26 protein-coding genes, 1 tRNA gene and 1 pseudogene are annotated in these 26,476 nt (G+C 38.9%); 5 read left to right on the top strand and 23 right to left on the bottom strand.

From position 1 onward, the window contains the following. Position 1 precedes the first annotated feature (1 nt). From HOO54_RS18915 to HOO54_RS18940, 6 genes are all read right to left on the bottom strand, one after another. Positions 2 to 1,159, bottom strand: coding sequence for a glycosyltransferase family 1 protein (locus tag HOO54_RS18915; RefSeq protein WP_172297997.1), 1,158 nt, complete (start codon positions 1,157 to 1,159; stop codon positions 2 to 4). Then, positions 1,152 to 1,994, bottom strand: a complete 843-nt coding sequence (epsE, locus tag HOO54_RS18920) for a glycosyltransferase EpsE (protein ID WP_172297999.1) — start codon at positions 1,992 to 1,994, stop codon at positions 1,152 to 1,154. The genes HOO54_RS18915 and epsE overlap by 8 nt, the downstream gene beginning before the upstream one ends. After that, positions 1,991 to 3,142 (bottom strand): glycosyltransferase family 4 protein, encoded by a 1,152-nt coding sequence (locus HOO54_RS18925; RefSeq protein WP_172298001.1) that lies wholly within the window; start codon positions 3,140 to 3,142, stop codon positions 1,991 to 1,993. Before HOO54_RS18925 ends, epsE begins: the two co-directional genes overlap by 4 nt. A 10-nt stretch (positions 3,143 to 3,152) precedes the next feature. Then, a complete protein-coding gene (locus HOO54_RS18930) occupies positions 3,153 to 4,970 on the bottom strand; it encodes a polysaccharide biosynthesis protein (RefSeq protein ID WP_172298003.1) in 1,818 nt (605 codons plus the stop codon). A 251-nt stretch (positions 4,971 to 5,221) separates the two neighbouring features. Continuing rightward, the gene (locus tag HOO54_RS18935) at positions 5,222 to 5,911 is read right to left on the bottom strand and encodes a CpsD/CapB family tyrosine-protein kinase (RefSeq protein ID WP_172298005.1); all 690 of its coding nucleotides are present in this window, start codon (positions 5,909 to 5,911) and stop codon (positions 5,222 to 5,224) included. After that, positions 5,901 to 6,653, bottom strand: a complete 753-nt coding sequence (locus HOO54_RS18940; protein ID WP_172298007.1) for a YveK family protein — start codon at positions 6,651 to 6,653, stop codon at positions 5,901 to 5,903. Before HOO54_RS18940 ends, HOO54_RS18935 begins: the two co-directional genes overlap by 11 nt. 233 nt (positions 6,654 to 6,886) lie before the next feature. On the opposite strand from HOO54_RS18940, the gene slrR reads away from it, so the two are divergent. Together slrR and HOO54_RS18950 are read left to right on the top strand one after the other, a co-directional pair. Beyond that, the gene (slrR, locus tag HOO54_RS18945; RefSeq protein ID WP_172298009.1) at positions 6,887 to 7,345 is read left to right on the top strand and encodes an HTH-type transcriptional regulator SlrR; all 459 of its coding nucleotides are present in this window, start codon (positions 6,887 to 6,889) and stop codon (positions 7,343 to 7,345) included. Positions 7,346 to 7,524: 179 nt separating this feature from the next. Next, positions 7,525 to 8,052, top strand: a complete 528-nt coding sequence (locus HOO54_RS18950; RefSeq protein WP_172298011.1) for an NAD(P)H-dependent oxidoreductase — start codon at positions 7,525 to 7,527, stop codon at positions 8,050 to 8,052. A gap of 40 nt (positions 8,053 to 8,092) precedes the next feature. On the opposite strand, the gene arcC is transcribed toward HOO54_RS18950, so the two are convergent. The 4 genes from arcC to arcA all read right to left on the bottom strand — a co-directional run bounded on the left by arcC (position 8,093) and on the right by arcA (position 12,806). Then, positions 8,093 to 9,037: a carbamate kinase gene (arcC, locus tag HOO54_RS18955; protein ID WP_309244914.1), complete on the bottom strand. Its 945-nt coding sequence runs from the start codon at positions 9,035 to 9,037 to the stop codon at positions 8,093 to 8,095. A 16-nt stretch (positions 9,038 to 9,053) separates the two neighbouring features. Next, positions 9,054 to 10,454, bottom strand: a complete 1,401-nt coding sequence (arcD, locus tag HOO54_RS18960; protein ID WP_172298015.1) for an arginine-ornithine antiporter — start codon at positions 10,452 to 10,454, stop codon at positions 9,054 to 9,056. A gap of 78 nt (positions 10,455 to 10,532) precedes the next feature. Continuing rightward, positions 10,533 to 11,525 carry an ornithine carbamoyltransferase gene (gene argF, locus HOO54_RS18965; protein ID WP_172298017.1) on the bottom strand — a complete coding sequence of 331 codons (993 nt, stop codon included), beginning with the start codon at positions 11,523 to 11,525 and terminating at the stop codon, positions 10,533 to 10,535. 48 nt (positions 11,526 to 11,573) lie between these two features. After that, complete coding sequence (gene arcA, locus HOO54_RS18970) at positions 11,574 to 12,806, bottom strand: arginine deiminase (protein WP_172298019.1); 1,233 nt, start codon at positions 12,804 to 12,806, stop codon at positions 11,574 to 11,576. Between the two features lie 838 nt (positions 12,807 to 13,644). Here arcA and HOO54_RS24485 point away from each other — a divergent pair. Further along, positions 13,645 to 13,893: a hypothetical protein gene (locus tag HOO54_RS24485; protein ID WP_253907716.1), complete on the top strand. Its 249-nt coding sequence runs from the start codon at positions 13,645 to 13,647 to the stop codon at positions 13,891 to 13,893. After that, positions 13,862 to 14,155, top strand: a complete 294-nt coding sequence (locus HOO54_RS18980; RefSeq protein ID WP_253907717.1) for a hypothetical protein — start codon at positions 13,862 to 13,864, stop codon at positions 14,153 to 14,155. Before HOO54_RS24485 ends, HOO54_RS18980 begins: the two co-directional genes overlap by 32 nt. Before the next feature lie 297 nt (positions 14,156 to 14,452). On the opposite strand, the pseudogene HOO54_RS18985 reads toward HOO54_RS18980, so the two are convergent. Then, a pseudogene (locus HOO54_RS18985) lies at positions 14,453 to 14,821 on the bottom strand (peptidoglycan-binding domain-containing protein); the annotation flags it as partial. Positions 14,822 to 14,976: 155 nt separating this feature from the next. Further along, positions 14,977 to 15,052, bottom strand: a tRNA-Arg gene (locus tag HOO54_RS18990). Positions 15,053 to 15,304: 252 nt separating this feature from the next. Here HOO54_RS18990 and clpP point away from each other — a divergent pair. Then, a complete protein-coding gene (clpP, locus tag HOO54_RS18995; RefSeq protein WP_026588863.1) occupies positions 15,305 to 15,901 on the top strand; it encodes an ATP-dependent Clp endopeptidase proteolytic subunit ClpP in 597 nt (198 codons plus the stop codon). Positions 15,902 to 15,941: 40 nt separating this feature from the next. Here clpP and HOO54_RS19000 read toward each other — a convergent pair whose 3' ends face one another. The 11 genes from HOO54_RS19000 to trxB form a co-directional block, all read right to left on the bottom strand. After that, on the bottom strand, positions 15,942 to 17,885 hold the full coding sequence (locus HOO54_RS19000; RefSeq protein ID WP_172298021.1) for an FtsX-like permease family protein: 1,944 nt from the start codon (positions 17,883 to 17,885) through the stop codon (positions 15,942 to 15,944). Continuing rightward, positions 17,860 to 18,639, bottom strand: coding sequence for an ABC transporter ATP-binding protein (locus HOO54_RS19005; RefSeq protein ID WP_172298023.1), 780 nt, complete (start codon positions 18,637 to 18,639; stop codon positions 17,860 to 17,862). The genes HOO54_RS19000 and HOO54_RS19005 overlap by 26 nt, the downstream gene beginning before the upstream one ends. A gap of 84 nt (positions 18,640 to 18,723) precedes the next feature. Beyond that, complete coding sequence (locus HOO54_RS19010) at positions 18,724 to 19,794, bottom strand: sensor histidine kinase (protein WP_172298025.1); 1,071 nt, start codon at positions 19,792 to 19,794, stop codon at positions 18,724 to 18,726. Continuing rightward, positions 19,787 to 20,503: a response regulator transcription factor gene (locus tag HOO54_RS19015; protein ID WP_172298027.1), complete on the bottom strand. Its 717-nt coding sequence runs from the start codon at positions 20,501 to 20,503 to the stop codon at positions 19,787 to 19,789. The genes HOO54_RS19010 and HOO54_RS19015 overlap by 8 nt, the downstream gene beginning before the upstream one ends. 2 nt (positions 20,504 to 20,505) lie before the next feature. Further along, entirely contained in the window at positions 20,506 to 21,270 is a 765-nt protein-coding gene (locus tag HOO54_RS19020; protein ID WP_172298029.1) for an arylamine N-acetyltransferase, read from the bottom strand. Between the two features lie 113 nt (positions 21,271 to 21,383). Continuing rightward, positions 21,384 to 21,641, bottom strand: coding sequence for an HPr family phosphocarrier protein (locus HOO54_RS19025; RefSeq protein WP_172298031.1), 258 nt, complete (start codon positions 21,639 to 21,641; stop codon positions 21,384 to 21,386). A 24-nt stretch (positions 21,642 to 21,665) separates the two neighbouring features. Then, complete coding sequence (gene whiA, locus HOO54_RS19030) at positions 21,666 to 22,616, bottom strand: DNA-binding protein WhiA (RefSeq protein WP_172299709.1); 951 nt, start codon at positions 22,614 to 22,616, stop codon at positions 21,666 to 21,668. Between the two features lie 26 nt (positions 22,617 to 22,642). Continuing rightward, a complete protein-coding gene (locus HOO54_RS19035) occupies positions 22,643 to 23,596 on the bottom strand; it encodes a gluconeogenesis factor YvcK family protein (protein ID WP_172298033.1) in 954 nt (317 codons plus the stop codon). 1 nt (position 23,597) lies between these two features. Continuing rightward, the gene (gene rapZ, locus HOO54_RS19040) at positions 23,598 to 24,485 is read right to left on the bottom strand and encodes an RNase adapter RapZ (RefSeq protein ID WP_172298035.1); all 888 of its coding nucleotides are present in this window, start codon (positions 24,483 to 24,485) and stop codon (positions 23,598 to 23,600) included. An 18-nt stretch (positions 24,486 to 24,503) separates the two neighbouring features. Then, positions 24,504 to 24,977: an 8-oxo-dGTP diphosphatase gene (locus HOO54_RS19045; protein WP_172298037.1), complete on the bottom strand. Its 474-nt coding sequence runs from the start codon at positions 24,975 to 24,977 to the stop codon at positions 24,504 to 24,506. Positions 24,978 to 25,344: 367 nt separating this feature from the next. Beyond that, entirely contained in the window at positions 25,345 to 26,295 is a 951-nt protein-coding gene (trxB, locus tag HOO54_RS19050; RefSeq protein WP_172298039.1) for a thioredoxin-disulfide reductase, read from the bottom strand. Between the last annotated feature and the right edge of the window lie 181 nt (positions 26,296 to 26,476).

Consider the following 26,476-nt stretch of genomic DNA (forward strand, 5'->3'; position numbering starts at 1 on the left):
CTTATTGTCCTTCTGCACCAGAAATCGAATAAATATTCATAAGTCTTGTTAAGTTGGTCTTGGCATCATAGCCTCTATTTGTTAGTGTAGCTTGAATCTTTGACCATGCCGGTCTTTCCTGATCACTAGCATGGTTCATTTCTTCGACCCAGCGTTCTACTCCTGCTTCAAGACTGATGCGGCTCACTAGCCCAAGACCTAAATCTGTTTCCTGTGTGATTCTGTCTGAGATGACACAAGGGAGACCTGAAGCCTGTGCTTCAACAAGAACAAGCGGGAGTCCTTCAAACAAAGATGGCATCACAAATACGTCAAAAGCCTGCATGAGAGCAGGTATATCTTCAACAACGCCGAGAAAAATGATTTCGTTTGTTAATCCAAGATTACGTGCTTTTTCTTCTATCTGTTGACGCAGTGGTCCATCACCCGCAAACACAAGCTGAAAGGATCTACCTGTCTTCTTTAAACAAGCGGCGAGTTCAAGCAAAAAAGTGTGATTTTTTTGTTCAAAAAAACGACCAACATGTCCGATAATTAATGAATCTTCTTGAATAGCAAACTTCTTTTTAATATCTGTCTTTATACAGTCGTTCGCCTCTTTGAACCGTTGAAGGTCAATCCCGTTTTGTAAAAGATGTACTCCGTTTTCATTCATCTTTTTTTTACCGAATAAAAAACGTCCTGCTTCTTCACCACAAGCACATAGTGTTGTTGAATATGCAAGAATAAGACGGCGAAACACATGGAGCTGTATCGTATCCAAAAAACGCGGATTCGGCTTCCATGCTGTGTTGTGGGAATGGCAAATACGAACCGGAACACCCGCAAGTTTGGCAGCCAAAGCTGCAAAACCGGTCTGAAAATCGGTATGAGCATGAACAGCTGAAAATGGACCTTTCTCAATGAAAATGTTCTTTAAGTTTTTAATGTAAGCCCTGATCCCTGCTTGACCGATGCTTGGCACAAAAAATACGCGGCCTCCAAGGGAAATGATTTCCGGGTCATAATCACATGTGTCTTCCCGATGGGATATAAAGTCAAATTGAACATGGCGCCGATCTGTGTGACGATACATATTCATAATCATCGTTTCTGCTCCGCCGCGGTTCATTCCACTGACGATGTGAAGTACCCGTTTTGGTCTCCCGCTGTCATTCATGTTTTACGACCCCTCCACCTTGATTCATCAATCTCTTTTTATGATATTTGTTCATGATAAAATGAGGCATGAACCCTCTGATAATCGGTTTCATCATATATACGTAGTGATAGAGTGGCAATTTTAATCGTCTGCAAGCCTGAAAGACTAGTAAAGCATTATCAATCGAATAGCTGAACTTCCGCCGTTTAAATGCTGATTCATCTTCCCTTACTTTATATAAAGCTTCTTGGAGGTTATAACCCCTAAAACCAGCTTCAAAAAACCGGAGCCACAAATCGATATCTTCCATTCTCCTTGTCCTCCGGCATACACGGTAACCTTCCAGTTTTTGATAAGCTTCCGCTCTCATCATAATCGTCGCATGGCAAAAAGGTGTTCCTTTTGCCATAATGGCTGGACTTGGTGAAGAAGGCAGCATCCTGACACCTCTGACCCCATTTTCATCAAAGGCAATCATTCCACTTCCGACAACTTGGTAATGGGGCTGTGACTCCAGAAACGCGACTTGTTTTTCAAAACGTTTGGCTAATGAAAGATCATCACCATCTTGACGCGCAATATATGTTCCATCTGCATACTTGAGACAGTGATTTAATGAAGCAGCAAGCCGCATGTTTTTTTTATTTCGGATCAGCTTAATTTTGTCCCGATATTGGTAAGCATACCGACTGGCAATTTGATATGTTTGATCTGTTGAAGCATCATCACATATGATCAATTCCCAGTTATGATAGGTTTGTTTCAAAATGGATTCAATGCTTTCAGCAAGCGTGTCTTCACAATTGAAGACCCCCATAATGACAGAAACCTTTGGTTTTTGTCTGCCTGTCATCCTTCCAGCCTCCTTTTTGCAGTTGCTTCTTCATTCATGAAAGATGTGTAGATATGGGCCATCTCTTTTACTGTACATGACTCAGAAAAGATTGCCGCTATGCTTCGTCCCGCTTCGCCCATTTGTTTCCGCAATTGAAGAGAATGATAGAGACTCAAAAGCCGCTCGCTAAAAAGTTTAGTATCTCCCTGTGGAATAAGAAAACCATTTACTCCATCTTCAATCACTTCGCGATGACCACGGTTGTCTGTTGCTACAGCCGGTTTACCAGCTGACATACCTTCCAGCAGATTCATCCCCAGACCTTCCCTAATACTTGAAGCAACAGATACATCAGCAAGTTTGATCCATTCATGAATCTCTTTTTGAAATCCTGCAAACAGGACATGTGAAGCGATTCCTTTTTGTTCTGTCAAGCGGCGGTAGTCTTCTTCCATCAGCCCTTTTCCAGCCAAGACAAGCTTTATATTTGGCATATCTTTGTGCAACCGTGCAACTGTTTCAATTAAAAGCACTTGGTTTTTGTTGGTATTCAGTTCTGCTGGATAGATGAGAATGAAATCCTTGTCTTTAAGGTTATATTTCTTTCTAAGCCGGGCTTTTTCTTCTTCATCAACTGGCTGAAACTGCTTGGTATCCACTCCAATACCATGTATTTTTTCGGTTCGCATCTTTTTTCGCAAAACTTTACCAAGCTGATAATCTTCTTCATTAATTGTAATCAGACAGTCAGTTAAAAAAGACAGCACTTTTTCAATCGGGTAGTATAACAGCCAATTTTTCACTGGTGCACCTTGGCAAAAATGAAAACCATGAGCGGTATACATCACTTTTGTCCCTCGTCTTCTTTGTTTACGGGCAGCAAGACGAGCCAAAACCCCGCCCATTGGTGTATGGCAATGGATGATGTCGTAATGATTTTCATTGATAATACGCAACAGATCGCGATATGCCGTTATATTGTTAGGATGAAAAGGAGAGCGTTCTATTGCAATATCAAATTTTCGATCGACAAAAGGAAGAGGCATATTGCCTTGAGCTGCCACATGAACATTCCAGCCCTGATCTTTAAACCATTTTAAATATGGTAGATGAAACGCTTTAAAATGATAGTCTACTGTTGCGCAAAACAAAACTGTTTTTGTCATGCTCATCCCCCTAGTGCGCTGTCACCAATTTTTTCTCTTGATGTCCGATTGTCCTGAATAAACGCTCTCTTAATTCGTGTTCTGGAAATTCCATAAATTCTTCCATGAATGTCTTTAAAGTCGTCCATTCAGTGTCTATCGCCTTACCAATATGGATTTTTGGAAAAACTTGTTCTGCGAGAATTTCATTTTGATTTAGCAGTTCTTCATACATTTTTTCACCAGGTCGAATACCCGTAAATTCTATTTTGATTTGATCTACCGTATAACCTGACAACTGAATAAGATTTTTGGCAAGATCAACGATTTTAACTGGCTCTCCCATATCAAGCACAAAAATCTGTCTCCCTTTTGCAAGCGCCCCTGCTTGAATAACCAGTCTAGAAGCTTCCGGAATGGTCATAAAATAGCGGGTCATATCTTGATGTGTGACTGTTACTGGACCACCTTTTGCGATTTGCTTTTTAAAAATTGGAATAACGCTCCCCCTGCTACCGAGAACATTTCCAAATCGAACAGCGACAAACTTGGTATTGCTTGTTTTACCAAGATTCATAATCAGCATTTCGGCAAATCGTTTTGTCGCTCCCATAATATTGGCTGGATTAACCGCTTTATCTGATGAAATAAGCACAAATGTTTCCACTCCGTTTTCATCAGCAGCTTCCGCGACATTTCTAGTACCGACAATATTATTTTTGATGGCTTCCCGCGGACATTTTTCCATTAATGGAACATGCTTATGTGCAGCTGCATGATAAATGACATTCGGTCTATAACGTTCCATTAGTAAAAACATTTTCTTTCTATCTTGAATGTCCGCAATTTCTGGATAATAGTTTATATTTTTCCCAAACTTATCTTTCAGTTCAAGTAAAATGGAGTGAATGCTGTTTTCGCCGTGACCTACGAGAATAATAGATTTGGGTTTAAATTTGCTAATTTGCCGACAGATTTCCGAACCAATTGAACCACCGGCACCTGTAACAAGAACAACACGGTCTTTAACAGTATTCGAAATTTCGCTCGTATCAAGCTGTACGGGCTCTCTTCCAAGAAGATCCTCTGCTTTGACATCGCGGAGCTGACCAACTGACTGTCTGCCAAGCAAAATCTCATCAATTTTTGGCATAATTTGCGTTTTTATACCCGTTTCCGCACAAGCTTTGTACATCTCTTGAAGTTGAGCAACGCTCAAGGATGGAATAGCAATAATGATCATATCGATATTCAATTGTTTGACGACTTGAGTAATCTTCTCCTTCCCGCCAAAAACGGGAACCCCCATGATTTCAAGCCGATGTTTCGTTTTGTCATCATCAATAAAGGCAACTGGTTCAATATCCAATTCGTGTTTCTGTAATAACTGCTTAACAATTAAACTACCGGCTGCTCCTGCCCCAATGATCAGTGCTCTAGTCGCTTCCTTGTTTCTTTTGTTCACGTGTTCCCTGATGATTCTCCACATCATCCGTGACCCGCCAATCAACATAAGTTGGAAAAGCCAGCTTACACATAAAAGGCGGACCGGCACGTTTTGAAAGATACATAGCTCAATAATAACTGTTACGAGATGTGATAAAGTGATCGATTTTAATAAAACGAATAATTCCCCAACACTCGCATATTCCCACACTTTTTTGTAAAGGTGAAACAAATGGGCAAATACATGCTGTCCAAACAATAAAATAAATGAGGTTACCAGTATCATTTCAGAAGGGTATAATGCGTATGATGGCAAGATTAACTGGTAGCCAATAAAAATAGACAGCAAAATCAAGTATGAATCGAGTGCGGTTATCATGGATAGTCTTCTTCGATATGTCATTGTTCTAACCTCCTATGTATCTTTCTAGCTAATAGGATTTTTCCGGCAAAATCCCATAAGCTAAAAAGATACGACCATTGAGTACCCGATGTTAGAAAACACATGGATAAAGAGGGCATCTAACCCTTCCTCACACTCCACCAACGACGACTTTGCATCTAAGGCTGTCAAACAAAACTACCCACAGTAGAGCCGAGTGCCTCTATTGATAAAGGTAAAGAGACATCACCATTTGTGCTTGTCCAGTTGCACTATTTATAGCTATTATATTGGCGAGCTTTCTTCACTTTCCGTCCATTTAATACAGCTCCCAACAGCTCGCTTTTAGATGAACTTAAAATCTCTCTTGATTTGAGCGCATTGTCCAACTTTGTCTTTCCGCTTAAGATGACAAGAATACTTCCATCAACATAATTTGCCAAAATTTGCGTATCCGCAACTGGCAAAAGTGGTGGAGAATCTAAAAGCACAAGATCATATTGTTCGTTCGCCTCTTTTAAAAGTTCTTCCATTGCATGTGAAGAAAGAAGCTCTGCTGGGTTTGGCGGGATTGGGCCGCTTGTTAAAACATCGAGATTTTCCGCCTCACTATGCTGTACAACATGGTCTAAACAAGATTTCCCCATCAAGATATTTGTTACACCAAATCGATTATCAAGATGAAAAATTTTATGTGTTGCAGGTTTTCTTAAATCAGCATCGATAAGCAAAACCTTTTTCTCCTGTTGTGAGAAAACAACTGCCAAATTCGCAGCAGAAAACGATTTTCCTTCCCCTGGTAGACCTGAAGTAATGAGCAATGATCTGAAAGGCTTTTCAAAAGAAGAGAATTCAATGTTTGTCCGAATCGTCCGATATTGCTCAACAATTGGTGAATGAGGCTGATGTAAAGCGACAAGTGCTGAATCATATTCTCGAGAACGCTTTTTTCTATGACCCAAAAGGCTCACTCCTTCCCGATTTCATACGCATGTTCGAATTGTGATCATCGCCGAAACCGCTGTTATTATTTTTCAATTGTTCTATACTGCCTAAGTAAATGAAGCCGGCTTCCTTCTCAACTTGTGAAGGCCTTGCCACCGTATCATCGATAAAGTCAAGGAAAAATGCTAAGGCTATACCAGTCATCAATGCAGCTCCAAATGACAGTAATAAATTCAATTTATAGTTTGGTTTAATCGGAGTTGGTGCTTCAACAACATTTGCTTTTGAAAGAACGGTAATCCGATCGGTTTTCATAATTTGTTTAATCTCTTTTTTTAGGACAGCTGTTAGCGTGTTCGCAATTTCAGCCGCTTTTTTCTGGTTTTCATCCTGAACCGAGATATTAATAATCTCTGACTCACTTTCAGTGCTTGTCATAATTTTCCCGCTCAAACTGCCAATTGATTCTTTTAAATCAAGTTCATCCCTTACCCGTTCCAAGATGACAGGGTTTTTCATAAGCGCTTGGAACGTTCTCGTATACTGGAGGTTAATTTGAATATCACTAAATGTGGCATTCCCCTTTTTCTCGCCCACTTGGTGTACTAAAATTTGGGTTGAAGCCTGATAGATTGGTGTCAGCATAAAGAACTGAATGATTCCGCTAATCAATGTTACACCTATCGTCAAAACAAGAATAAGAACGGTTCTTTTTCTTAATATTGCAACCAATTCTCTAAAGTTGAAATTTTCTTTCATGACTGCCTCCTCAGGAAAATGCCGCTTGTTAATGATTGGATTATAAAAGAATTTTGTCGGCTTGAAAAATGCTGAAATATGCTATATGGTTCTCTTTAACGAACAAAATCGTTCGTTTCCTTTCATTTTCTGTTCCTATCTTACATTTTTGAATTTTATAAAGAACGATATATTTCTTATAATGAACAAGAAAGCGTTTAAATTCGACTAGCAGGGGGAAGGGGAGGATAAGCATGATCGGCAAAGTGATTCGAATGTACCGAAAAAGAAACGGATACTCCATAAACCAGCTTGCTGATATAGCAGGCGTCTCAAAATCTTATCTAAGTAAAATTGAACGTGGGGTCCACAAAAACCCTTCTATCGAGTTTCTCAAAAAAATTTCTCGAGCGCTTAAAATAGATTTAAAAGAACTGTTTGATACTGAGGTGATTCTTTATAAGCGGTCTGAACATGAAGATGAATGGAGAACCCATCTATTGCAGGCCGTTCAAGCCGGAATGAATCAGGAAGAACTTTTCCAATTTACACATCGACTTAAACAAAAAAGAAAAGAACGGATTCTTTATCGGAGCAGAGAACTAACCCAAGCAAATATTGGCGAGTGGAGATCATTGATGAACGAAGCAAAAGAACTAGGACTATCTATTCAAGAAGTAAAAGATTTTCTACATAAGACAAAAAACACATAAAAACGATTAATTCCAGTCTTTAACGCAACTGCGGATAAAGACTTTTTATTTCTGGGTATATATAATTGAAGAAACTCGACAAAAACTCTCCGCCTCTCACCTTTTAATACAAGCTTTTTTATTGATTCAATCACAATGTATCATTTAAAATTGGAGAAAATGGAAAGCAGGTGATTCAAGTGAAAATATTGGTATCCGCCTTTCACCCTCATATGGAACAGTCCGTTGTCAACAAATATTTTGCAGAGAAGTTGAAAGACAAACCTGATATCACATTTCGTGACATGTATAAAAAGTACCCGGACGAGATTATTGATGTAGAAAAAGAACAACAGCTTTGTGAAGAACATGACAGACTTGTCTTTCAATTCCCTCTTTACTGGTACAGTTCACCACCACTCTTAAAAAAATGGTTTGATCATGTTCTCCTTTACGATTGGGCATACGGAACAAACGGAACAGCACTTCGCGGCAAAGATTTTATGGTTGCTATTTCTACAGGTGGTCCTGCAGAAGTCTATCAAGCCGGTGGGTCCAATCATTTTCCCATCAGTGAACTGTTAAAACCCTTTCAGGCTACAAGCAACTTTATTGGAACGAATTACCGACCGCCATTTGTTTTTTACAATACAAATGCAGCCGGAGAAGAGCAATTAGCTCAAGGTGCAGAACAGTACAAACAACATATTTTCAAAACAGATTTTTGAAAAAAAATCCGGGTCTTTTTTACGACCCGGTCCATTCGTCCTATGTCTCAATCACTGTTCCTTTTTTACCTTGTATGGCTTCATAAGCATGCTCTAAAGAAGTAACGATTGATTTGCGTTCATTTTTTGATTCTACAAATTGTAAAGCTGCTTTTACTTTTGGAAGCATACTTCCTGGAGCAAAATGCCCTTCTTCCATATATTGTTTCGCTTCAGCTGCCGAAATATGAGCTAATCTTTTTTCATTCTCTTTTCCAAAGTTAATTGCGATGTTTTCAACACCAGTTAAAATTAACAGCATATCTGCATCTATCATTTCCGCTAATTTTTCAGATGCAAAATCTTTGTCGATGACAGCTTCGATCCCTTCAAGTTGATTCCCTTTTTGAGAGACTGGAATTCCACCGCCGCCTCCTGCAATAATAAGGTGATCCTTCGCCAACAAATCATTGATCGCTTCTTTTTCTAGAATATCAATCGGCTGAGGTGATGGAACGACACGACGATAACCGCGGCCCGAATCTTCTATCATCTTATAACCATTTGCTTTTGCTAAGCGATCAGCCTCTTCTTTTGTGTAAAAAGAGCCAATGGGCTTTGTGGGATTTTCAAATGCGGGGTCATGGCTGTCCACAAGCACTTGTGTGACCAATGATACAACATTTTTCTCTATATTGTTTTCTTTTAGGACCTCATAAATGGCGTTTTGTAACCAATAGCCAATCATCCCTTGACTCATTGCACCACACGTATCAAGTGGCATAGCCGGAAGAGTCTCACTCTGACTCATTTGCTGCTGAAGCACAATATTTCCGACTTGCGGTCCATTTCCGTGGGTAAGTACAAGTCGATGCCCTTCTTTGATCAATTCTACAAGCTGTTTTGCTGTTTGAGAACAAGCTCGTTTTTGATCTTCTGCAGTTGCTCCATTCCCTGTTTGAATTGCATTTCCGCCTAGTGCTAAGACAATTGTTTTTGTCACGATATATCCTCCTTGATTTCTATATGCTGATATTTCCTGTTGACAACATAAAAATAGCGACTACTGCAGTGATGAGGAAAATGACTGCCCATGTCATCTCAAGTCCATTAAATGCCTTCCGATTATTTTCTCTTTGGGCATAAGCATAGACAAAAATACCTAAAGAATATAAAACAGATGTCAATACTAAATAACTAAGTCCAGCAGCATACAATAACCAAACCCCATAAATAGCTGCAATTAATCCAATGACAACATGCTTCGTTTCTTTATTCTGTATACTATATTTCATCTGATAGAGGGCGGAAAATAAATATGGAATGAGAATGGTCGAGCTTGCCATTGAAAAAGCAAAATTATACGGTTCTTCTGAAACTAAAAATGTGAGCAAAAATATTTGAATCAATACATTTGTCATGATTAATGAGTTGACAGGTGCATTATTTTTGTTCTCCTTCGCAAACATTTTTGGAAGTATACCATCTTTAGCAGCGATATATGGTAATTCTGCAGCGAGGAGTGTCCAGCCTAACCAAGCTCCAAGTACGGAAATCACTAATCCTAAATTAACAAGGGTTGCTCCCCATTTACCGACAACCTCTTCTAACACATAAGCCATTGATGGACTATTTAATCCAGCCAATTCATCACGAGGCATGATGCCGATTGATAACAGTGAAATAAGAACGTAAATGATTAATGTCGACAATAGACCAATCATTGTCGCTTTACCTACATCACTTTTTTCTTTAGCGCGACTTGAGAGAACAACTGCACCTTCTATCCCGATAAATACCCATAATGTCACTAACATCGTACTTTTTGTCTGATTCAATACATCTGAAAAATCAAATCCTTTTTCACCCCAGAATTCAAAGGTGAATTGATCGATATTAAAAGCAAAAATTCCAAGGATAATAAACAGGAATATCGGTACCAATTTAGCAATGGTGACAACTAAGTTCACTAAGGCAGCTGATTGCACGCCGCGCAGTAATAAGAAATGAACGACCCATAAAAGAATCGAGGCACCAATAATCGATTGTACATTTCCGCCATTAAAGACCGGAATGAAATAGCCAAGAGCACTAAATAATAATGTGGCATATGCTACATTTCCAAGCCATGCAGATAACCAATAACCCCAAGCAGAATTAAAACCCCAATAATTTCCGAATCCAGCTTTCGCATAACTAAAAATTCCGCCTTCTAAATCGGGTCGTTTATTCGTTAAGTTTTGAAATGAAAAACCTAAGGCAATCATTCCGATTCCCGTAATAATCCAGCCAATGATAATCGCACCTGCTCCGGCGCCACCCGCCATATCTGTTGCTATATTAAAAGCTCCTCCACCAATCATGGAGCCTACAACTAAAGCGATTAAGGCAGCTAACCCAAGTTTTTTTTCGTTTTCTGCCATGATGTATGACCTCCCTTATGAATATAAATGTCAGACTGCCTTTAGAGACAGAGCTGACATTTACAATTTCTCATGCTGTTATGAAAGTGTTGCTGCCATAACAGCTTTGATCGTATGCATCCGATTTTCAGCTTCATCAAAGACCACACTGTTTTTTGATTGAAAAACTTCATCAGTCACTTCCATTGCATCCAATCCGAATTTTTCATGGATTTCTCTACCGACCTGTGTTTCTAAATCATGAAAGGCTGGTAAACAGTGCATAAATAATGTATGGTCTTTCCCTGTCATATTCATCATTTGCTGATTGACTTGATATTTTTTCAACAAATCAATTCTTTCTTTAAATTGGTCTTCTTCTCCCATAGAAACCCAAACATCTGTATAGATCACATCTACGTCTTTTACACCTTCGGCAACATCATCGGTTATCGTAATAGCGGCACCAGTTTCACGCGCTACACCCTTTGCATAGTCAACAAGTTCCTGATTCGGGAACAGTTCTTTAGGACTAACAGCGCGGAAATCGATTCCCATTTTAGCCGAGCCTATCATGAGTGAGTTCCCCATGTTGTTCCTTGCATCACCAACATATGCAAACTTAATCCCTTTCAGATAACCAAGCTTTTCTTTAATGGTCATAAAATCAGCTAAAATTTGTGTTGGATGGAACATATCTGTTAACCCATTCCATACAGGAACACCTGCATACTTTGCTAAAGCCTCTACAGTCTCATGCTTAAACCCGCGGAATTCAATACCATCAAACATTCTCCCTAATACGATGGCGGTATCACGATTTGATTCCTTTTTGCCAAATTGAATATCGCCTTTTCCTAAATATTCTGGATGTGCACCCAAATCGATACATGCCACTGTAAAAGCGCAACGTGTCCGTGTTGAAGGTTTCTCAAATAATAGGGCAATGTTTTTTCCTGCCAACACTTGATGTGGAATACCTGCGTATTTTAATCGTTTAAATTCAATCGACTGCTCAATTAAAAAATCGATTTCCTGCGGTGTAAAATCCTTTAGAGTTAAAAAATGCCGGTTTTTTAAATTAAATGCCATCTTCCTAAACCTCCCAGATTATGATAGTTACTACATTCAGACAAAAAATTATAAATCATTTCGATAAAGCGGCATACTCATACAACGAGGACCGCCCCGCCCACGTGCAAGCTCACTACTTAATACCTCAATCACTTCAACCCCATGTTGTCGCATTAGGTCATTTGAGACATAGTTTCGGTCATAGGTGATGACCACTCCTGGAGAGATTGCCAATGTATTGCTTCCATCATTCCATTGCTCCCGCGCCGCTGTGATACTGTCACCACCACCACATGGAATTAAGGTGACTTCTTTTAAGTTCAGTACTTCTTTTAATGTCTCAACGATATTTGAGCGGCGATGAATCGTTAACTCACCTTCTTGTTTTCCTCTTTCCAAAATAAACGTATTCATTTCACCTTCAGGACCTAAAATTCCTGGATGAACAGTAAATTTATCATGGTCTACCATAGTAAATACGGTATCAAGGTGCATAAATGCACGTGATTTATGGATTTCCACAGCTACGATTTTTTTATAATGTTGATTTCCGGCAAATAATTTCAATGCTAAGCTTTCAATAGCCTGTGCAGTTGTTCTGGCACTAATACCAATAGCTACTGTATCATGACTAAGAACAAGCTCATCCCCACCTTCAATAGAATAAGCACCTTCTCGATTAAACCAAAACGGAATATCATGAGCCGCAAACCGCGGGTGATGATTCATAATATACTTCATAAATAAAGACTCTCTTCTTCTCGCTCTTCTGTTCATTCTATTTAAAGACACGCCATTACCAATGATAGCTGCGGGATCGCGTGTAAAGTAGAGATTTGGCATAGGGTGTAAATAAAATGGTTCATGGTCAGCTAACAATTCATGCAAAAATTTCTTTGATTCATTTGGCAGTTCTGTTTTTCGCAGACCTTCCATCATCACCTTCACTAACTTATCCTTAGGCAAACTTGTTAAATATTCTTTTATAATGTCAAATGACCCAGTTTCGTTTACCCTGCTTTCCGCTAAAAAATCTTCGATCATCTGTTTTCGAACTTCATCTTTTGCTAATGATTCCGTGACAAGCGTATCTAAATAAACAACCTCAACTCCTCTATTTCTAAGAGCATTGGCAAAATAATCGTGTTCTTGCTGAATAGCCGGCAAATACGGGATATCATCAAACAGCAGCACTTCTAATGTATCAGGTGTTAAATTTTCAAGTTCGCCACCTGGACGTTTAAGCAAGACCGTTTTTAATTCCCCAATTTCAGAAGTAACATTTAAAGGGTATTGCATTTTAACACTCCTTTTTTGGATTAAAATACATGGTGTTATGACATATTTTTTACAGGGATTTTTGAAATATACATAATAAAATACAAAGGTTGGGAAAATAAAAAAGCATAAGCCCTGTTATATAGGAACTCATGCTTAAAATAGGAAACTTGATCTTTTTAATGAACGATTTTGGCTACTGTTACTTATTCAGCTCTATGCTTGGGATAACATTCAGCGGCACAAGAAGGTAGCTGAGGTTCTAGCTGTGGCAAAATAAAACACTGAATCACCTTTGTTTACAGCACATGGGAATGTGGAGAGGCGTGCAACACAGTACCACACGTTTTCACAGATTAATTGTTACCCTGTGCATCGTTCTCATTTGAAATTCGCGAACAATTATTATTTTCGGACTCAATGCGTTTCCTTTTATAATTGAAGATTAGTAAGACGATAATTTACATACAGCCCATTGGATCAATCATATCTATCTTCATTATTCAACACGCTTTAATTCCTGCGTAATTTCTTTCCATTCGTTCTTGCCTTTTTATTTTTTCCATCCCGATACTTCATTAAAAATCCTCCACTGATATAATGATTAAAATGGCTTATATACTTTAAATCTTAGGTAGGATGACAACATTGAAAGCGGTTAGACGATGCTAATATACAATTAAAAAACGGGCTTACGGGGCAGTCCTTTTTCAACGGGCAGGGGGGTTTGCGAGACTCCTGGGGGAACAGCGCGCCAGGCTCGCGGATCGCCCGCGGAAAGCGAGCAAATTCCCCCATTTTTATTCATCCACACGACTTTCAGGACAGCCACCTCAGCACATAATCATGATATAAAAAAATGTATACAAAGATTGTTTCCAAAACGACTAATGACTTTACAACAAATGACATTTTGGCTATTTATGGTACAAATGATATTTTAGAACGAATTGAGACTTGGGAAGTATATGAGTATACAAAAGGTTTTGTTGCCATTGGTAATGATGGCGGTGTTAATGTATTTGTAATGTCTCAAGAAGAAAAGGAGGTTGGGATCAAGAGACCTCCCTTATACATTGGTAGAGAATTTTCCATGGTGGGGGTATAATCTTTATTTTGACTGTAATGAAACAAGAACACTGTATCAATCATTTAAAGCAGGGGGTGGAGCATCCACTGGTCTTGCTGCAATATCAAGGTTTATACCCGTACCACCTACACAATTAGCAAGTGCAATTGCCGGAGTAATTGGAGGCGGACTCGTAGGTTTTGGTCAAATGATTCAAGACGAACATAAAGGGCATGGTGTCAGAATACGTTTTACTGGACTTGGATATGCAGCTATTCCAACTGGGGTTTTTCCACAATAAAAATGAAAGAAGGGAAACTATGACTTTCTTTGTTTTAATGGCAGGGCTATTTCTTATGATTTACATGAAAGAACCATTCAGCAAAAAAGTGTACGGTTATGTTTACTTGGCTTTTTATTTAATGGTTTTAGCCCTATATATAATTAACACTACATTTGTAAATCTGATATCTAGCAAACTCTTATTAATTGTTGCAGTAATTGTCATTTCACCATTGTTCATTGGTTTCCTAAAATCCTCAACTGAATCCCAATAGAAAAAAGATAGAAGGAGCAGGCATAGCCCCTGCTCTTTTTGTTACTTCAATAATGCTTCCAATTTCGCTTTCGTCTTCGGTCCATAAATACCGTCCGCAGCTAGTCCATGCATCAATTGGAACCGTCTAACCGCATCTTTTGTCTTAGGACCGTAATAACCATCAATCCCATTGTTTTTTGCGCCTTTATCTGGATAAAAATAAAGGGCTGCCAGTGCTTCTTGAATTTGTCGGGCTGCTGTACCTTTCATCATCAGGCTTTTTAGTTTATAAACACCGAAAGGCAATGAATATCTGGATTTCTTATTATTACTTGAAGATGAGTCTGTTTTAGATCCGGTTTTATTTCCAAGCAGACGATCAACTTTTTTCCGAAATGCTGATAGTTGACTTGAATCACTCACCCAAGGAGCAAAGTAATGTGCAAAATGAAATAAAAAAATACCGTTTTTTTTCGCTTTCTTAGGTATTGGATAAGTCCGCTGAAATAAAGAAAAACCCTTGCGTGGCAAGGATTTTCAAATTATTTAGACTTTATTAATCTAAATCTATCTAATACTTATAACGCGCTCGGAGGGATTCGAACCCCCGGCAGACGTGGTACCGGAAACCACCGCTCTATCCAACTGAGCTACGAGCGCATAATCATAATTTTAACGTCAGCAATTTATATTATAAAGGGTGTTCCTTAAAAAGTCAATTCATAAATTACGTTGGTCAGTCATATGAAGAATAAAACCATGTATTTCACGTATTTTACAGCTTCTGTTTGAAGTGCTTTGAAAATGGGAAAGATAAACCTTAGCAAAGAGATTGCTTTTTGTTTGACCTTTATTGACCAAAAATGTATGATTAAATTACATACTTACCTTTTAAGGTGAAGGAGGAGTATTATGAATTTAATACCTACAGTCATTGAACAGACGAATCGCGGGGAAAGAGCGTATGACATTTATTCCCGCTTATTGAAAGACCGTATTATCATGCTCGGATCGGCAATTGATGACAATGTTGCGAACTCCATTGTATCACAACTGTTGTTCCTTGAAGCGGAAGACCCTGAAAAGGATATTAGCATTTACATTAACAGTCCAGGCGGTTCGATTACAGCTGGTATGGCAATTTATGATACGATGCAGTTTATTAAGCCGCAAGTCTCTACGATCTGTACTGGCATGGCAGCATCCATGGGTGCATTCCTGTTGGCTGCTGGTGAAAAAGGCAAACGTTATGCCCTTCCAAACAGTGAAGTGATGATTCACCAACCGCTTGGTGGTGCTCAAGGGCAAGCAACTGAAATTGAAATTGCTGCAAAACGCATCCTGTCATTACGTGACAAGCTGAATAAGATTCTTGCGGAGCGTACAGGACAGCCGCTTGAAGTGATTGAACGCGATACGGACCGTGATAACTTCAAAACAGCAGAAGAAGCAAAAGAATATGGCTTAATCGACAAAGTCTTGACACGCAATGTTGATTCACAAAAGTAACATTGTAAGGAGCTGCCCGATATCGGGCAGCTCTTTTTTGTTACATATCTATATTTCTTAATACAGCCCGCTCATATATTTTCCTTGTCAATAGGTAGTAAACGGCCTGAAAGGCAAAATAGATGCCAATGACGATGACAGCACTGAACAATAGGTTGGAATTGAGCATATTGCTAAGCGCTTTATAGGCAAATCCGGCATGAATCGTTCCGACGACAAACGGAATAAAAAACAAAAAGCCCATTTGTTTTCCGAGAATTGCGCGAATTTCTTTTTTAGTCATGCCAATTCTTCGTAATGCAAATACTTGAATTCTCGTATCTTCAATTTCAGTAAAGAGCCGCAAGTACATCAAACTTCCTTGAACAACGAAAAATACAAGACTGATAAACAACCCGATAAACAATGTCAATGATGTTGCCTGCTTCATAATCTGATAGCCAGGTGCTCTTACTTGAAAAGAATTTTTCAGCTTTTCTGGTACCATGTTTTCTAGTTTTTTTGACACTTGAATTTCATTTTCCCAATGATGAAGCTCATAGCCGATGACTCTCGTCTGTTTATTTAAAGGCACATGTTTAGCCTGCTCATCATATGTGCTCTGATCAACAATAACTAATTTACTTGTGTTACCCATACTAAAAAGGATGCCTTGATTGCGCTCTTTCCCCATTATGAATGTAAGAGGTTTCCCGGCTTTAGTCTTGATTGTTGCCGTCTCTCCAGATTCAAAAAGCGGACGGCCCATACTGAACGGATAACTAATGAATGCCTCTCCTTTTTTTAAATGTGCAAGTGGAAGATTCTTTTTTTCTGCTGCTTTATTAAAAGATTCTTCCGAAATCATTAACCCATTGATTTTCACTTTCTTTCTCATTACAGAGTCTTTCGCTTGAAATGAAACGGGAAGACCCGTTACTTCAATCTGATAGGAAATCTCAGCTTTGGCATCTTTAAGTGCTGTTTCAACCTCATCAGGTTTGATCACATGATATGTTGAGGCATCTTTTTCTACCCAGCCAATAGCCTGAGGAGTACTGGTTTCCCCCTGTTTTTTCAAATCAGCATAAAACATATAAATGACTCCTGTTGCCGTTAAAATGACGGCTGTGATAATAGAAGTCAAAAACAGCATCCGCGCATAATCCTTCAAGTGAAACAGAATATTGGAACGTGTGATGAGGTTCGTTCCCCTGTAAAAGCTTGTTTTATGCTTATACAGATTCCGAAAAATCGCCACACTGCTTTGTGTAAATAGAAAATATGTTCCAATTAAAACAAGAATTAAAATGGGGAATACACGAAAAATAATATCAATAATATTAGCCGTTGCCGCAAGCGTATAACAACCTGCCAGACAAATAAGTGAAAGTGCTGTCAGCCATTTGGAATAGACAGGCATACCTTTTGGCTGTTTTGCCGCTTTTAACAGATCAATGATCTCCAGTTTACGAATTCTTGTTAAAGATAAAATGGTCAATGTCTGAAACAGAATGAAAAAGCCGACTGCCGTAATGATCAAAGCTTTTGGTACAACCGCAAACGAAATCGGTGCTTTTACATCCATCATGGCCGTCATCGCCATGAAAAACAGCTTAGAAAATAACAGACCAATGCCAATTCCTGTTGCAATTGAAAGAACAGAAATGATCGTCTGTTCATAGTAAATCATTTTCTTTAATTGGCGTTTTGATGTTCCAAATAAACTTAATAAACCAAATTCTTTTTTTCTTGCCTGTAAAAAGGCGGAATTTGAGTACAAAATAAAAAAAATCGCAAAGACAATAATGATCACTTCAGCTGCATAAAGACATATTTTTACAGCTCCTCCTCCGTAGATTTTATCCTCTGTTACATCAGGATGATAAATAAATGAGGAAAAAATAAAAAACACGGACACTGTAAAGACACAGCTTAAAAAATAAGCTAAATATCGCTGAAGATTCCCCTGAACATTTTTACGAGCGATAACTTTCATGTTCATGAAAATCACCTCCCAAAACACTTACCGTGTCAAGGATGCTCTGATAAAAATCTTGTCTGTTTGCGCCTTTGCGAATTTCAGAGAAAAATTTCCCGTCTTTAATAAAAATAATTCGTTCGCAAAAACTTGCGGAAGTCGGATCATGGGTGACCATCAAAATAGTCGCTCGTTTTTCACGGTTTAGTTTTGTCAGAGAGTCCATGACTTGTTTAGCAGATTTTGAATCAAGGTTTCCTGTCGGTTCATCCGCTAGAATAAGAGCAGGTTCATGAATCATTGCACGGGCACATGCCGCTCTTTGCTGCTGACCGCCGGAAACTTCATAAGTCCGGTGCTCAAGAATATGATCAATCTCCAATGTTTTCGCCAAATCAATAAGCTTTGACTCCATTTCTTTCGGTCGCACCTTATCAAGAGCAAGCGGCAACAGAATATTTTCCCTAATTGTCAATGTTTCAAGCAGGTTAAAATCTTGAAAGATAAAGCCGAGCTCACGCCTCCGAAATAACGCCAGTTTTTGATCTTTCAGTTTAGCAGGGTTTGTTCCATTAATCATTAATTCTCCATTTGTCGGCTGATCAATTGTTGCGAGAAGGTTGAGAAGCGTCGTTTTTCCACTGCCTGAAGGCCCCATTACCCCGACAAACTCACCTTGTTCAACCGAGATATTAAAGTTGTTCAAAGCATCGTGTGAGAAACCGCCTTTTTTAGAAAAATATGTTTTAGATAAGTGTTTAGTTTCAAGTACGTTCATTGGTTTCCTCTCCTTTTCCTCTTTATTATAAAAAGGAGTGAAAACTTCTCCCATCGAATTACCTTGCAAAGCAGACAGCCAATCTTACAGTTTTGTCACATTTCCATGAAGAGTGTTGCTTGAAAACGTCACCGTCATCACTGTTCCTTTTCCTTGCTCTGATGATGCGCGAAGTTCATGACCTAAGTGACGGCAAATTTCTTTTGATAAATAAAGTCCCATCCCTGTCGCTTCTTGTTGTCTTCTTCCATTTTCCCCGGTGAAAAATGGAAGAAAGATTCGCGGGAGATCTTGAGCTGGAATGCCGACGCCATGATCAATGATGGACACAGCAGTCTGATTGCCTGTTTGCTCTACCTTCATCACAATATCTTCTCCTTTGTTTTGCGGCGAATATTTTAAGGCATTATGAAGGATTTGCTGAAAGACGACAGACAGCCATTTTTTATCACTGTAGATCAATAGACAATCATCTGAAATGACTAGCTTTGGAAAAAGTCTTCGTTTAATAAACTGACGTTTCTCCTCATTAATGATTTCTCTGAGTAAACTGATGACATCGATTTGTTCGGCTTTTAAATCGATAGCAAAGTGATCAAGCCTAGCCATATGAAGCATCATATCTAAACCATAGCGAAACCGGTCATTCTCTTCTTCAATCTCAGTAAGCAAGGACCTGATTGACCTGATCTCTGACTGTTTCTTCCCTTCTTGAATGAGGAGTGAAATGACAGATACAGGAGTTTTCATATGGTGGATCCATTGATTTGTAAAATCGAGATGCTGTTGCCGCTCTCTAGAATAACAGGAAAGCTTTTCACGGTATTCTTTATTGAGTTTAGCAACTAGTTCAGTCCACATTTTCTGTTCTTTTGTTGTTGGCTGATAGGCTTTTAATACTTCTCCAGTTTGCATGGATACTTCAACATATTGGTTATTTAATTGAGAAAGAAACGAACGTTGTCTGCCATAGTCAATGATCAAACCGATGCTGAGAAAAAAGATCATCAAAATAAACATGTAAAAAATATTAGTCCTTGAAATACCTGACCCTTTTTCAACGATACCAAGAGCTGCAACAATGGTGACGAATCCTGTACCTAGTATAGAAAATAGAATGATCCAAGCGCGATCCCGCAAATATGCTTTAAACATCCTCTTGCTCATCCTTCCAATCGATACAAAACCGGTACCCTTGTCCCCTGACAGTTTTAATGGCATCATCGATTCCAAGTTCACCAAGTTTCTTTCTTAAACGATTAACATTGACCGTTAACGTATTGTCATCAACAAAATGGACTTCATCCCATAATGCTTCAAGCAGTTCTTCCCTTGTGACAATTCGATCATACTCTTTGACAAACATTGATAAAAGCTGAAATTCTTTTTGTGAAAGAGACATTCGGTGATCTTCCCTTTGCATTTCAAAACGCTCTGGATAAATATACAGACCTCCAACTTCTAGTACTTGTGTTTCTTGATGAAGAGCTGATGAGTATTCACCGTATGTACGCCGCAGTACACTTTTGATTTTGGCGAGCACAACATCGAGATGAAATGGTTTTGTGATATAATCATCACCTCCATGTTCAATCGCCATCACCTGATTCAATTCATCCGTGCGAGCAGAAATAAAAATAATGGGTACATTTGATACAGTACGGATTTGTCTGCACCAATAAAAACCATCAAAATAAGGAAGGTTAATGTCCAAGAGGACCAAATCAGCGGTTTTTTCGATAAATTCTTGTTTGATTTGAGAAAATGTTTGAACAGTACTGACTTCATAACCATACTTTCGTAAATGATTTTGCAGAATAGAAGCAATTCGTTCATCATCTTCAATAAGTAAAATGTTATACATGTTTAATCATCCTCAAAAAAATACTTGTTAAACATTGTAGTAAATTCCCCTTGTTTCACATTTTGTTTGGAAAGATTATGACTGGTCCGTTTTGTGAAATGATCTTTCTTCAAAACGATTGTTCCGTTCCTTGTCAATTTACAAGCAAGTGGGTCTTGATTAAAAGGTGATTCAGGATGATCTTGGATGAGCCCACGGACATCAGCAAGCACCACTTCATTGATTGGTTCAATTGAAAATGCGTAACCTGTCTGCCAGCCTTCACCTTTATCCATTTCAAGAAGATAGTCTCCTTTGTCAGTATTCGTTTTTTGAACACGATAATGTCCTGTTTTTGAAGTCATCACTTCTCCTGATAGTGGAACTGGAGCAAGAGGCAGATTCAGTCCAAACCCGGTATCAATGAGGAAAGCCTCGTTTTCTTCCCGCAAAACAATGGCAACATGTGTACCTGTTAGTGACCATTGTTGATTTTTTTCATTGTAGACTGTTCCTTGAATCATATGGACTGAAAAACCGAGATCTTGCAACACATAATATAGGAATGCGTTCAAATGATAGCATAAACCGCCACGCTGATCATTCAGCAGGGATTCAGTCAGACTTTTCTTTGTCATTGGAATACGTTCTTTTTTTAAAACAGAACTATTTTCAAATGGAAACTGATAGGCTATCCGTTCTAAAAATTCCGGCAAGTCAGCAAATGAGATCACATGATGAGAATCATATCCGATTCTCTTATATAGCAAGTCAAGCAAAACGGTCATGATTCTCTCCTTTGGATTCTTATTCAATACTGCCTGGCATAAAATGAATAAAAAGTACCCTTATAGTAGGCTATATACTAAGATCCCACTATATAGGGTACATGTTGTAATGGTTAGTTTTGTTCCAGAACATATGCAGTCAATGCATCAATTGCGTCTTGTTCATCAGCTCCATCTGCAATCAGTGTGACTTCAGATCCCGAACTGACAGCCAGACTCATTAATCCCATGATGCTTTTTGCATTCACTTTTTTATCTCCCTTTTCCAAAAAGATGTCTGATTGAAAGCGGTTGGCTTCCTGAACAAACAATGCGGCTGGACGTGCTTGCAGTCCTGTTTTTAAACGAATTTCGACTTTTTGTTGAACCATAAGATCTCCCCATTCCCTTGTCCATTATTTTAAAGAGACAAATTGCCCTAAACGTAATTGTTCAGCAATCTCATCTAATTTGCGAAGTCGATGGTTAATCCCCGATTTACTGATTTTTCCGCTGGTGACCATTTCACCAAGTTCTTTTAAGGTTACTTCTTGATAATCAATACGGAGCTGTGCAATTTCTCTCAGTTTCTCCGGCAAAGCATCAAGACCGATTTTTTCATCGATATATTTAATGTTTTCCACCTGTCTGAGCGAAGCGCCAATTGTCTTGTTTAAGTTGGCGGTTTCACAATTGACCAGTCTGTTAACCGAGTTTCTCATATCCCGTACAATCCGGACGTCTTCGAATCGGAGCAGTGAATGGTGTGCACCAATTACATTTAAAAACTCGGTGATTTTCTCCGCTTCTTTCAAATAAGTAATATACCCTTTCTTCCGCTCCAATGTTTTGCTGTTTAAATGAAACTGATTCATCAGTTCTGATAATGAATCGTTATGCTCTTTGTACATCGAAGAAATTTCTAAATGATAAGAAGAAGTTTCGGGATTGTTGACAGAACCACCAGCTAAAAAAGCTCCCCTTATATAAGAACGTTTACAACATCTTTTTTTCACTAGTTCTTCTGATATGTTTCTTGCAATAACAAAATTTTCTCCAAGTATCTTTAAGTCTTCAAGGATGGTCTTTGCATTTTCGAACAGACGTACAATGTAGACATTATTTTTTTTCAGTCTCATTTTTTTTCGAACGAGCAGTTCGACGGACACCTCATATTGCATTTTAAGCAATGTATAAATTCTTCTGGCAATGGCCGCATTCTCGGTTTGAACATCTAGAACCACTTTTCGGTTTGAGAAGGACAGTGAACCATTCATTCGAATGAGGGCAGAAAGTTCCGCTTTCGAGCAGCAATCCTTCACTTCCAAGTTTGTAAGTTCCTTTTTCGTTTCAGACGCAAATGACAATTTAGACAACCCCATTCCAAAGCCTGCTATTCTTTTAATAAATCAACAAGCAACGAAGCAACTTTATGTGTATCATGGCGAATGACGCCATTCTCATACGTTACAATCTGATCTTTTATGACTTCAAGCCCCATGAGCGTCAGACTCTCAATATTAAACTGCACAGGCTGGGCAAGTTCTTGGGCATATCTTGCTCGAATATCGTCCGGGATCTCCTCATTATTAACAAGAATCGTCTCAATAAAAGGAGTACCCATATGTTGGTTCAATGCTTCAACATGGTCTGCAGCACTGTAATACAAGGTTTCTCCTGGCTGAGTCATCACATTGCATATATAAACCTTTTTGGCAGAAGCATTCAAAATTTCTTCCCTTATTTTTGGAACAAGTAGATTGGGTAAAATACTTGTGTATAGGCTACCTGGACCAAGAATAATCAAATCAGCCTTCCGAATGACATCGATCGTTTCTGGTAATGGTTCAATTTTTTCAGGGGTTAGAAATACTCTTTTAATGCGGCGCCCATAGGATGGGATCACCGACTCCCCTGAAATAATCTGACCATCATCCATTTCTGCATGTAACACAACACTAGTATTTGCAGCTGGCAGCACCTTTCCACGAACATTTAATACTTTACTCATTTCAGTGACGGCATGAAAGAAATCACCGGTTATGTTTGTCATTGCCGCCAACATTAAATTCCCCAATGAATGGCCGATTAAATCGCCACCCTTGTTAAAGCGGTGCTGGAACAGGTTTTCCACGAGCGGCTCCACATCAGATAACGCAGCCAGTACATTCCGTACATCACCAGGAGGAGGAATTTTCAATTCATTTCTTAATCTCCCTGAACTTCCCCCATCATCTGCAACTGTTACAACAGCTGTAATGTCCACAGAATGATGCTTTAAACCTCTCAACAATACAGATAGACCCGTTCCTCCACCGAAGATTGCAATTTTTTTCTGCTTGGTCATTTTATTTTCTGCTTTTCTTCTCAATGTCCCGGTGAGTAACATGAGTATAGTAGTCTTTTTTAAAATAATCAGCAACATATTCAGTAAGCGTCACAGACCGGTGTTGTCCTCCCGTACATCCAATGGCAATAACAAGCTGGCTTTTGCCTTCACGTTTATAGGAAGGTAGCATAAAGCCCAACAAATCGGTCAACTTTTCAAGGAATTTTTGTGTTTCACTCCATTTCATCACATAGGATGATACTTCATGGTCTTTGCCGGTCAATGGTCTCATACTATCAATGTAGTATGGGTTTGGAAGAAATCTCACATCGAAAACGAGATCAGCATCAATCGGAAGCCCGTATTTAAATCCAAATGACATGACATTGACAGTGAAAGTGTGACCTTCATCTGTCACAAAATGCTGAATAATTTTTTCACGCAATTCTTTTGGTTTCATGTCAGATGTATCGTAAATAATTTGGGAGCGACCTTTCAATTCTTCTAAAAGCTGACGCTCCATTTCAATTCCTTCAAGTGGAAGCCCTGTTGTTGCAAGCGGGTGGGAACGTCTTGTTTCTTTATATCTTGAAACTAACACCGAATCTTTTGCATCCAAAAACAAAATACGCGGGGTTATCCACGATGTTTCTCCAATTCCATCAAGAGCTTCAATCAGCCGATCAAAAAATTGGCGACCGCGCAAATCCATGACAAGCGCAACTTTGCTCATCTTTGAACTTGATTCCTTCATCAGCTCCAAAAATTTCGGGAGTAAAGACGGCGGCAAATTGTCCACGCAGAAAAACCCGAGATCTTCAAAACTTTGAATCGCAACTGTTTTTCCTGCTCCAGACATTCCGGTTATAATGACAAGCTGAATTTCATGGCCTCCATTTGCACTCATATGTTTCCCCCCTTATGGTTAGTCGCCTTGTGGATCTAAGCGATAAGACAGTAATTTAAAGTCAGGCGTATAGGTAAAGGTCCCGTGAAGAAGACCGCTGCCTTTTAGCATAAAGTCAAGAATGTGTACATCACCCGGTGCCATTGGTAAATGTTCTATATCTCTAGCCGAATGCCATTCGATGATTCCTTCTTCAGACTCTTTTACAGGTTTGCCTGTATAATGATCGGCGACAAACGTGAACATCATCCATTCTGAGACAACCTGTTCATTTTCTTTTATGATAAAGGTAAATATGCCTTTTAATTGTGGATTTAACACATATATACCTGTCTCTTCGCGGTATTCTCTGATGACGGCATCTCTGACTGTTTCCCCGCACTCCATTTTACCGCCGGGAGCTACCCACCAGCCTCTACGAGGTTTTTTTAGCAACAGAACTTTATCATCCGACATCAGCACACAATTGGTCACTCTTTGCAAGTTTGTCACCCATCCTTTAATTCCTTCAATTCTTTACTCTATTATACCGCTTCCTAGTGCCTCCCACAATGAACATGGCGTCAAACTGGGAAAAACGTCTTTTTCCAAACAGGAGACCATTGAAAGCGCATACTAAAACTGTTTTATATATTATTTTACAGCAAAACCGGTTTTTTCATGAAGTAAATATGAACAAAATATGAAAATGATGATATGGTTTTCTTTAGAAATGATATCCATAAAAAAAGACACGGATATGTAAATCCGTGCCAAAAGAATTCATTATAAAAGGGGGTCAATTACTAAAGTAATCATATCAAATGATTGTTTCACTGGTGTTACAGTGCGGTTAAAACATGATGACTTTTACATTTTGTTACTTTACAGATTTTTCTTTTTCATTCAGTTCTTCAACGTATTGTTGAACACTCTGAGCTGCGATACTTCCATCACCTGTCGCTGTTACTATTTGACGGAGGCTTTTTTCGCGTATGTCTCCCGCCGCAAATATACCGTCAACCTTTGTTTCCATCCGCTCATTCGTTAAGATATAACCCTCTTCATTTGTAATGCCAAGATTTTGAAATGGTGCTGACAGCGGTAGCATACCAATATAAATAAAGACACCATCAGTAGGAAATTCTTTTTCTTCACCTGTGATTGTATCAACAAGTGTCACTTTACCAACTTTCCCATCCTTTTCATGGATTTCCTTCACTGTCTTGTTCCAAATGAAATCGATTTTTTCATTGGCAAATGCTCGTTCCTGAAGAATACTTTGTGCCCGCAGCTTATCACGACGGTGTACGATTGTGACTTTTGAAGCAAAGCGAGTTAAGTAAACACCTTCTTCTACAGCTGAATCACCACCACCAACAACGACGAGCTCTTTGTTCTTAAAGAAAGCACCGTCACACACCGCACAATAAGATACACCCCGGCCGCCGAGTTCTTTTTCACCAGGAACATTTAATTTTTTATATTCAGCACCTGCAGTGATGATTACAGACCGTCCTTTATATTCTTTTGATCCAGCTTTAACAATCTTGTATTCTTTCCCATCAACAACTTCTTTAATATCACCATACGCATATTCTGCTCCGAACTTTTTTGCATGTTCAAACATCTTATTTGATAGTTCAGGACCGAGAATACTTTCAAATCCTGGATAGTTTTCAACATCCTCGGTATTGGCCATTTGTCCGCCAGGCACACCTCTTTCAATCATTAAAGTTGACATGTTTGCCCTAGATGTATAGACAGCCGCTGTCATTCCCGCAGGACCTGCTCCAATAATAATACAGTCATAAATTTTTTCTTCTGACACAATGTTCACTCCTTCACGAGTCCTTCTGCTACTTTAGCCTAGCAGTCAGTTTCTCTAAGTAAATATTCCCTAGTTGCTTCTTCCTTACCCATATCCTATAAAATATCTTGCGTCTGTGCTATTGATTTGCTCAGAAAGCCAAAAACAGATTTGGATTTGACAATTAAACATGAGCAGGCAG

Source organism: Bacillus sp. WMMC1349 (assembly GCF_013155385.1).
Lineage (GTDB): Bacteria > Bacillota > Bacilli > Bacillales > Bacillaceae > Bacillus.

What these genes read in the sequence shown, in the direction of transcription:
- HOO54_RS19020 (WP_172298029.1), bottom strand. Translation starts at nt 21,270, where the DNA reads ATGACCGTTTTGCTTGACTTGCTATATAAGAGAATCGGATATGATTCT.
- arcA (WP_172298019.1), bottom strand. Translation starts at nt 12,806, where the DNA reads ATGCAATACCCTTTAAATGTTACTTCTGAAATTGGGGAATTAAAAACG.
- HOO54_RS18930 (WP_172298003.1), bottom strand. Translation starts at nt 4,970, where the DNA reads ATGACATATCGAAGAAGACTATCCATGATAACCGCACTCGATTCATAC.
- HOO54_RS24485 (WP_253907716.1), top strand. Translation starts at nt 13,645, where the DNA reads ATGTATACAAAGATTGTTTCCAAAACGACTAATGACTTTACAACAAAT.
- arcD (WP_172298015.1), bottom strand. Translation starts at nt 10,454, where the DNA reads ATGGCAGAAAACGAAAAAAAACTTGGGTTAGCTGCCTTAATCGCTTTA.
- HOO54_RS19025 (WP_172298031.1), bottom strand. Translation starts at nt 21,641, where the DNA reads ATGGTTCAACAAAAAGTCGAAATTCGTTTAAAAACAGGACTGCAAGCA.
- HOO54_RS19005 (WP_172298023.1), bottom strand. Translation starts at nt 18,639, where the DNA reads ATGAACGTACTTGAAACTAAACACTTATCTAAAACATATTTTTCTAAA.
- HOO54_RS18915 (WP_172297997.1), bottom strand. Translation starts at nt 1,159, where the DNA reads ATGAATGACAGCGGGAGACCAAAACGGGTACTTCACATCGTCAGTGGA.
- epsE (WP_172297999.1), bottom strand. Translation starts at nt 1,994, where the DNA reads ATGACAGGCAGACAAAAACCAAAGGTTTCTGTCATTATGGGGGTCTTC.
- slrR (WP_172298009.1), top strand. Translation starts at nt 6,887, where the DNA reads ATGATCGGCAAAGTGATTCGAATGTACCGAAAAAGAAACGGATACTCC.
- HOO54_RS19010 (WP_172298025.1), bottom strand. Translation starts at nt 19,794, where the DNA reads ATGTTTAAAGCATATTTGCGGGATCGCGCTTGGATCATTCTATTTTCT.
- HOO54_RS19035 (WP_172298033.1), bottom strand. Translation starts at nt 23,596, where the DNA reads ATGACCAAGCAGAAAAAAATTGCAATCTTCGGTGGAGGAACGGGTCTA.
- HOO54_RS19000 (WP_172298021.1), bottom strand. Translation starts at nt 17,885, where the DNA reads ATGAACATGAAAGTTATCGCTCGTAAAAATGTTCAGGGGAATCTTCAG.
- HOO54_RS19015 (WP_172298027.1), bottom strand. Translation starts at nt 20,503, where the DNA reads ATGTATAACATTTTACTTATTGAAGATGATGAACGAATTGCTTCTATT.
- clpP (WP_026588863.1), top strand. Translation starts at nt 15,305, where the DNA reads ATGAATTTAATACCTACAGTCATTGAACAGACGAATCGCGGGGAAAGA.
- HOO54_RS18925 (WP_172298001.1), bottom strand. Translation starts at nt 3,142, where the DNA reads ATGACAAAAACAGTTTTGTTTTGCGCAACAGTAGACTATCATTTTAAA.
- HOO54_RS18940 (WP_172298007.1), bottom strand. Translation starts at nt 6,653, where the DNA reads ATGAAAGAAAATTTCAACTTTAGAGAATTGGTTGCAATATTAAGAAAA.
- argF (WP_172298017.1), bottom strand. Translation starts at nt 11,525, where the DNA reads ATGGCATTTAATTTAAAAAACCGGCATTTTTTAACTCTAAAGGATTTT.
- rapZ (WP_172298035.1), bottom strand. Translation starts at nt 24,485, where the DNA reads ATGAGTGCAAATGGAGGCCATGAAATTCAGCTTGTCATTATAACCGGA.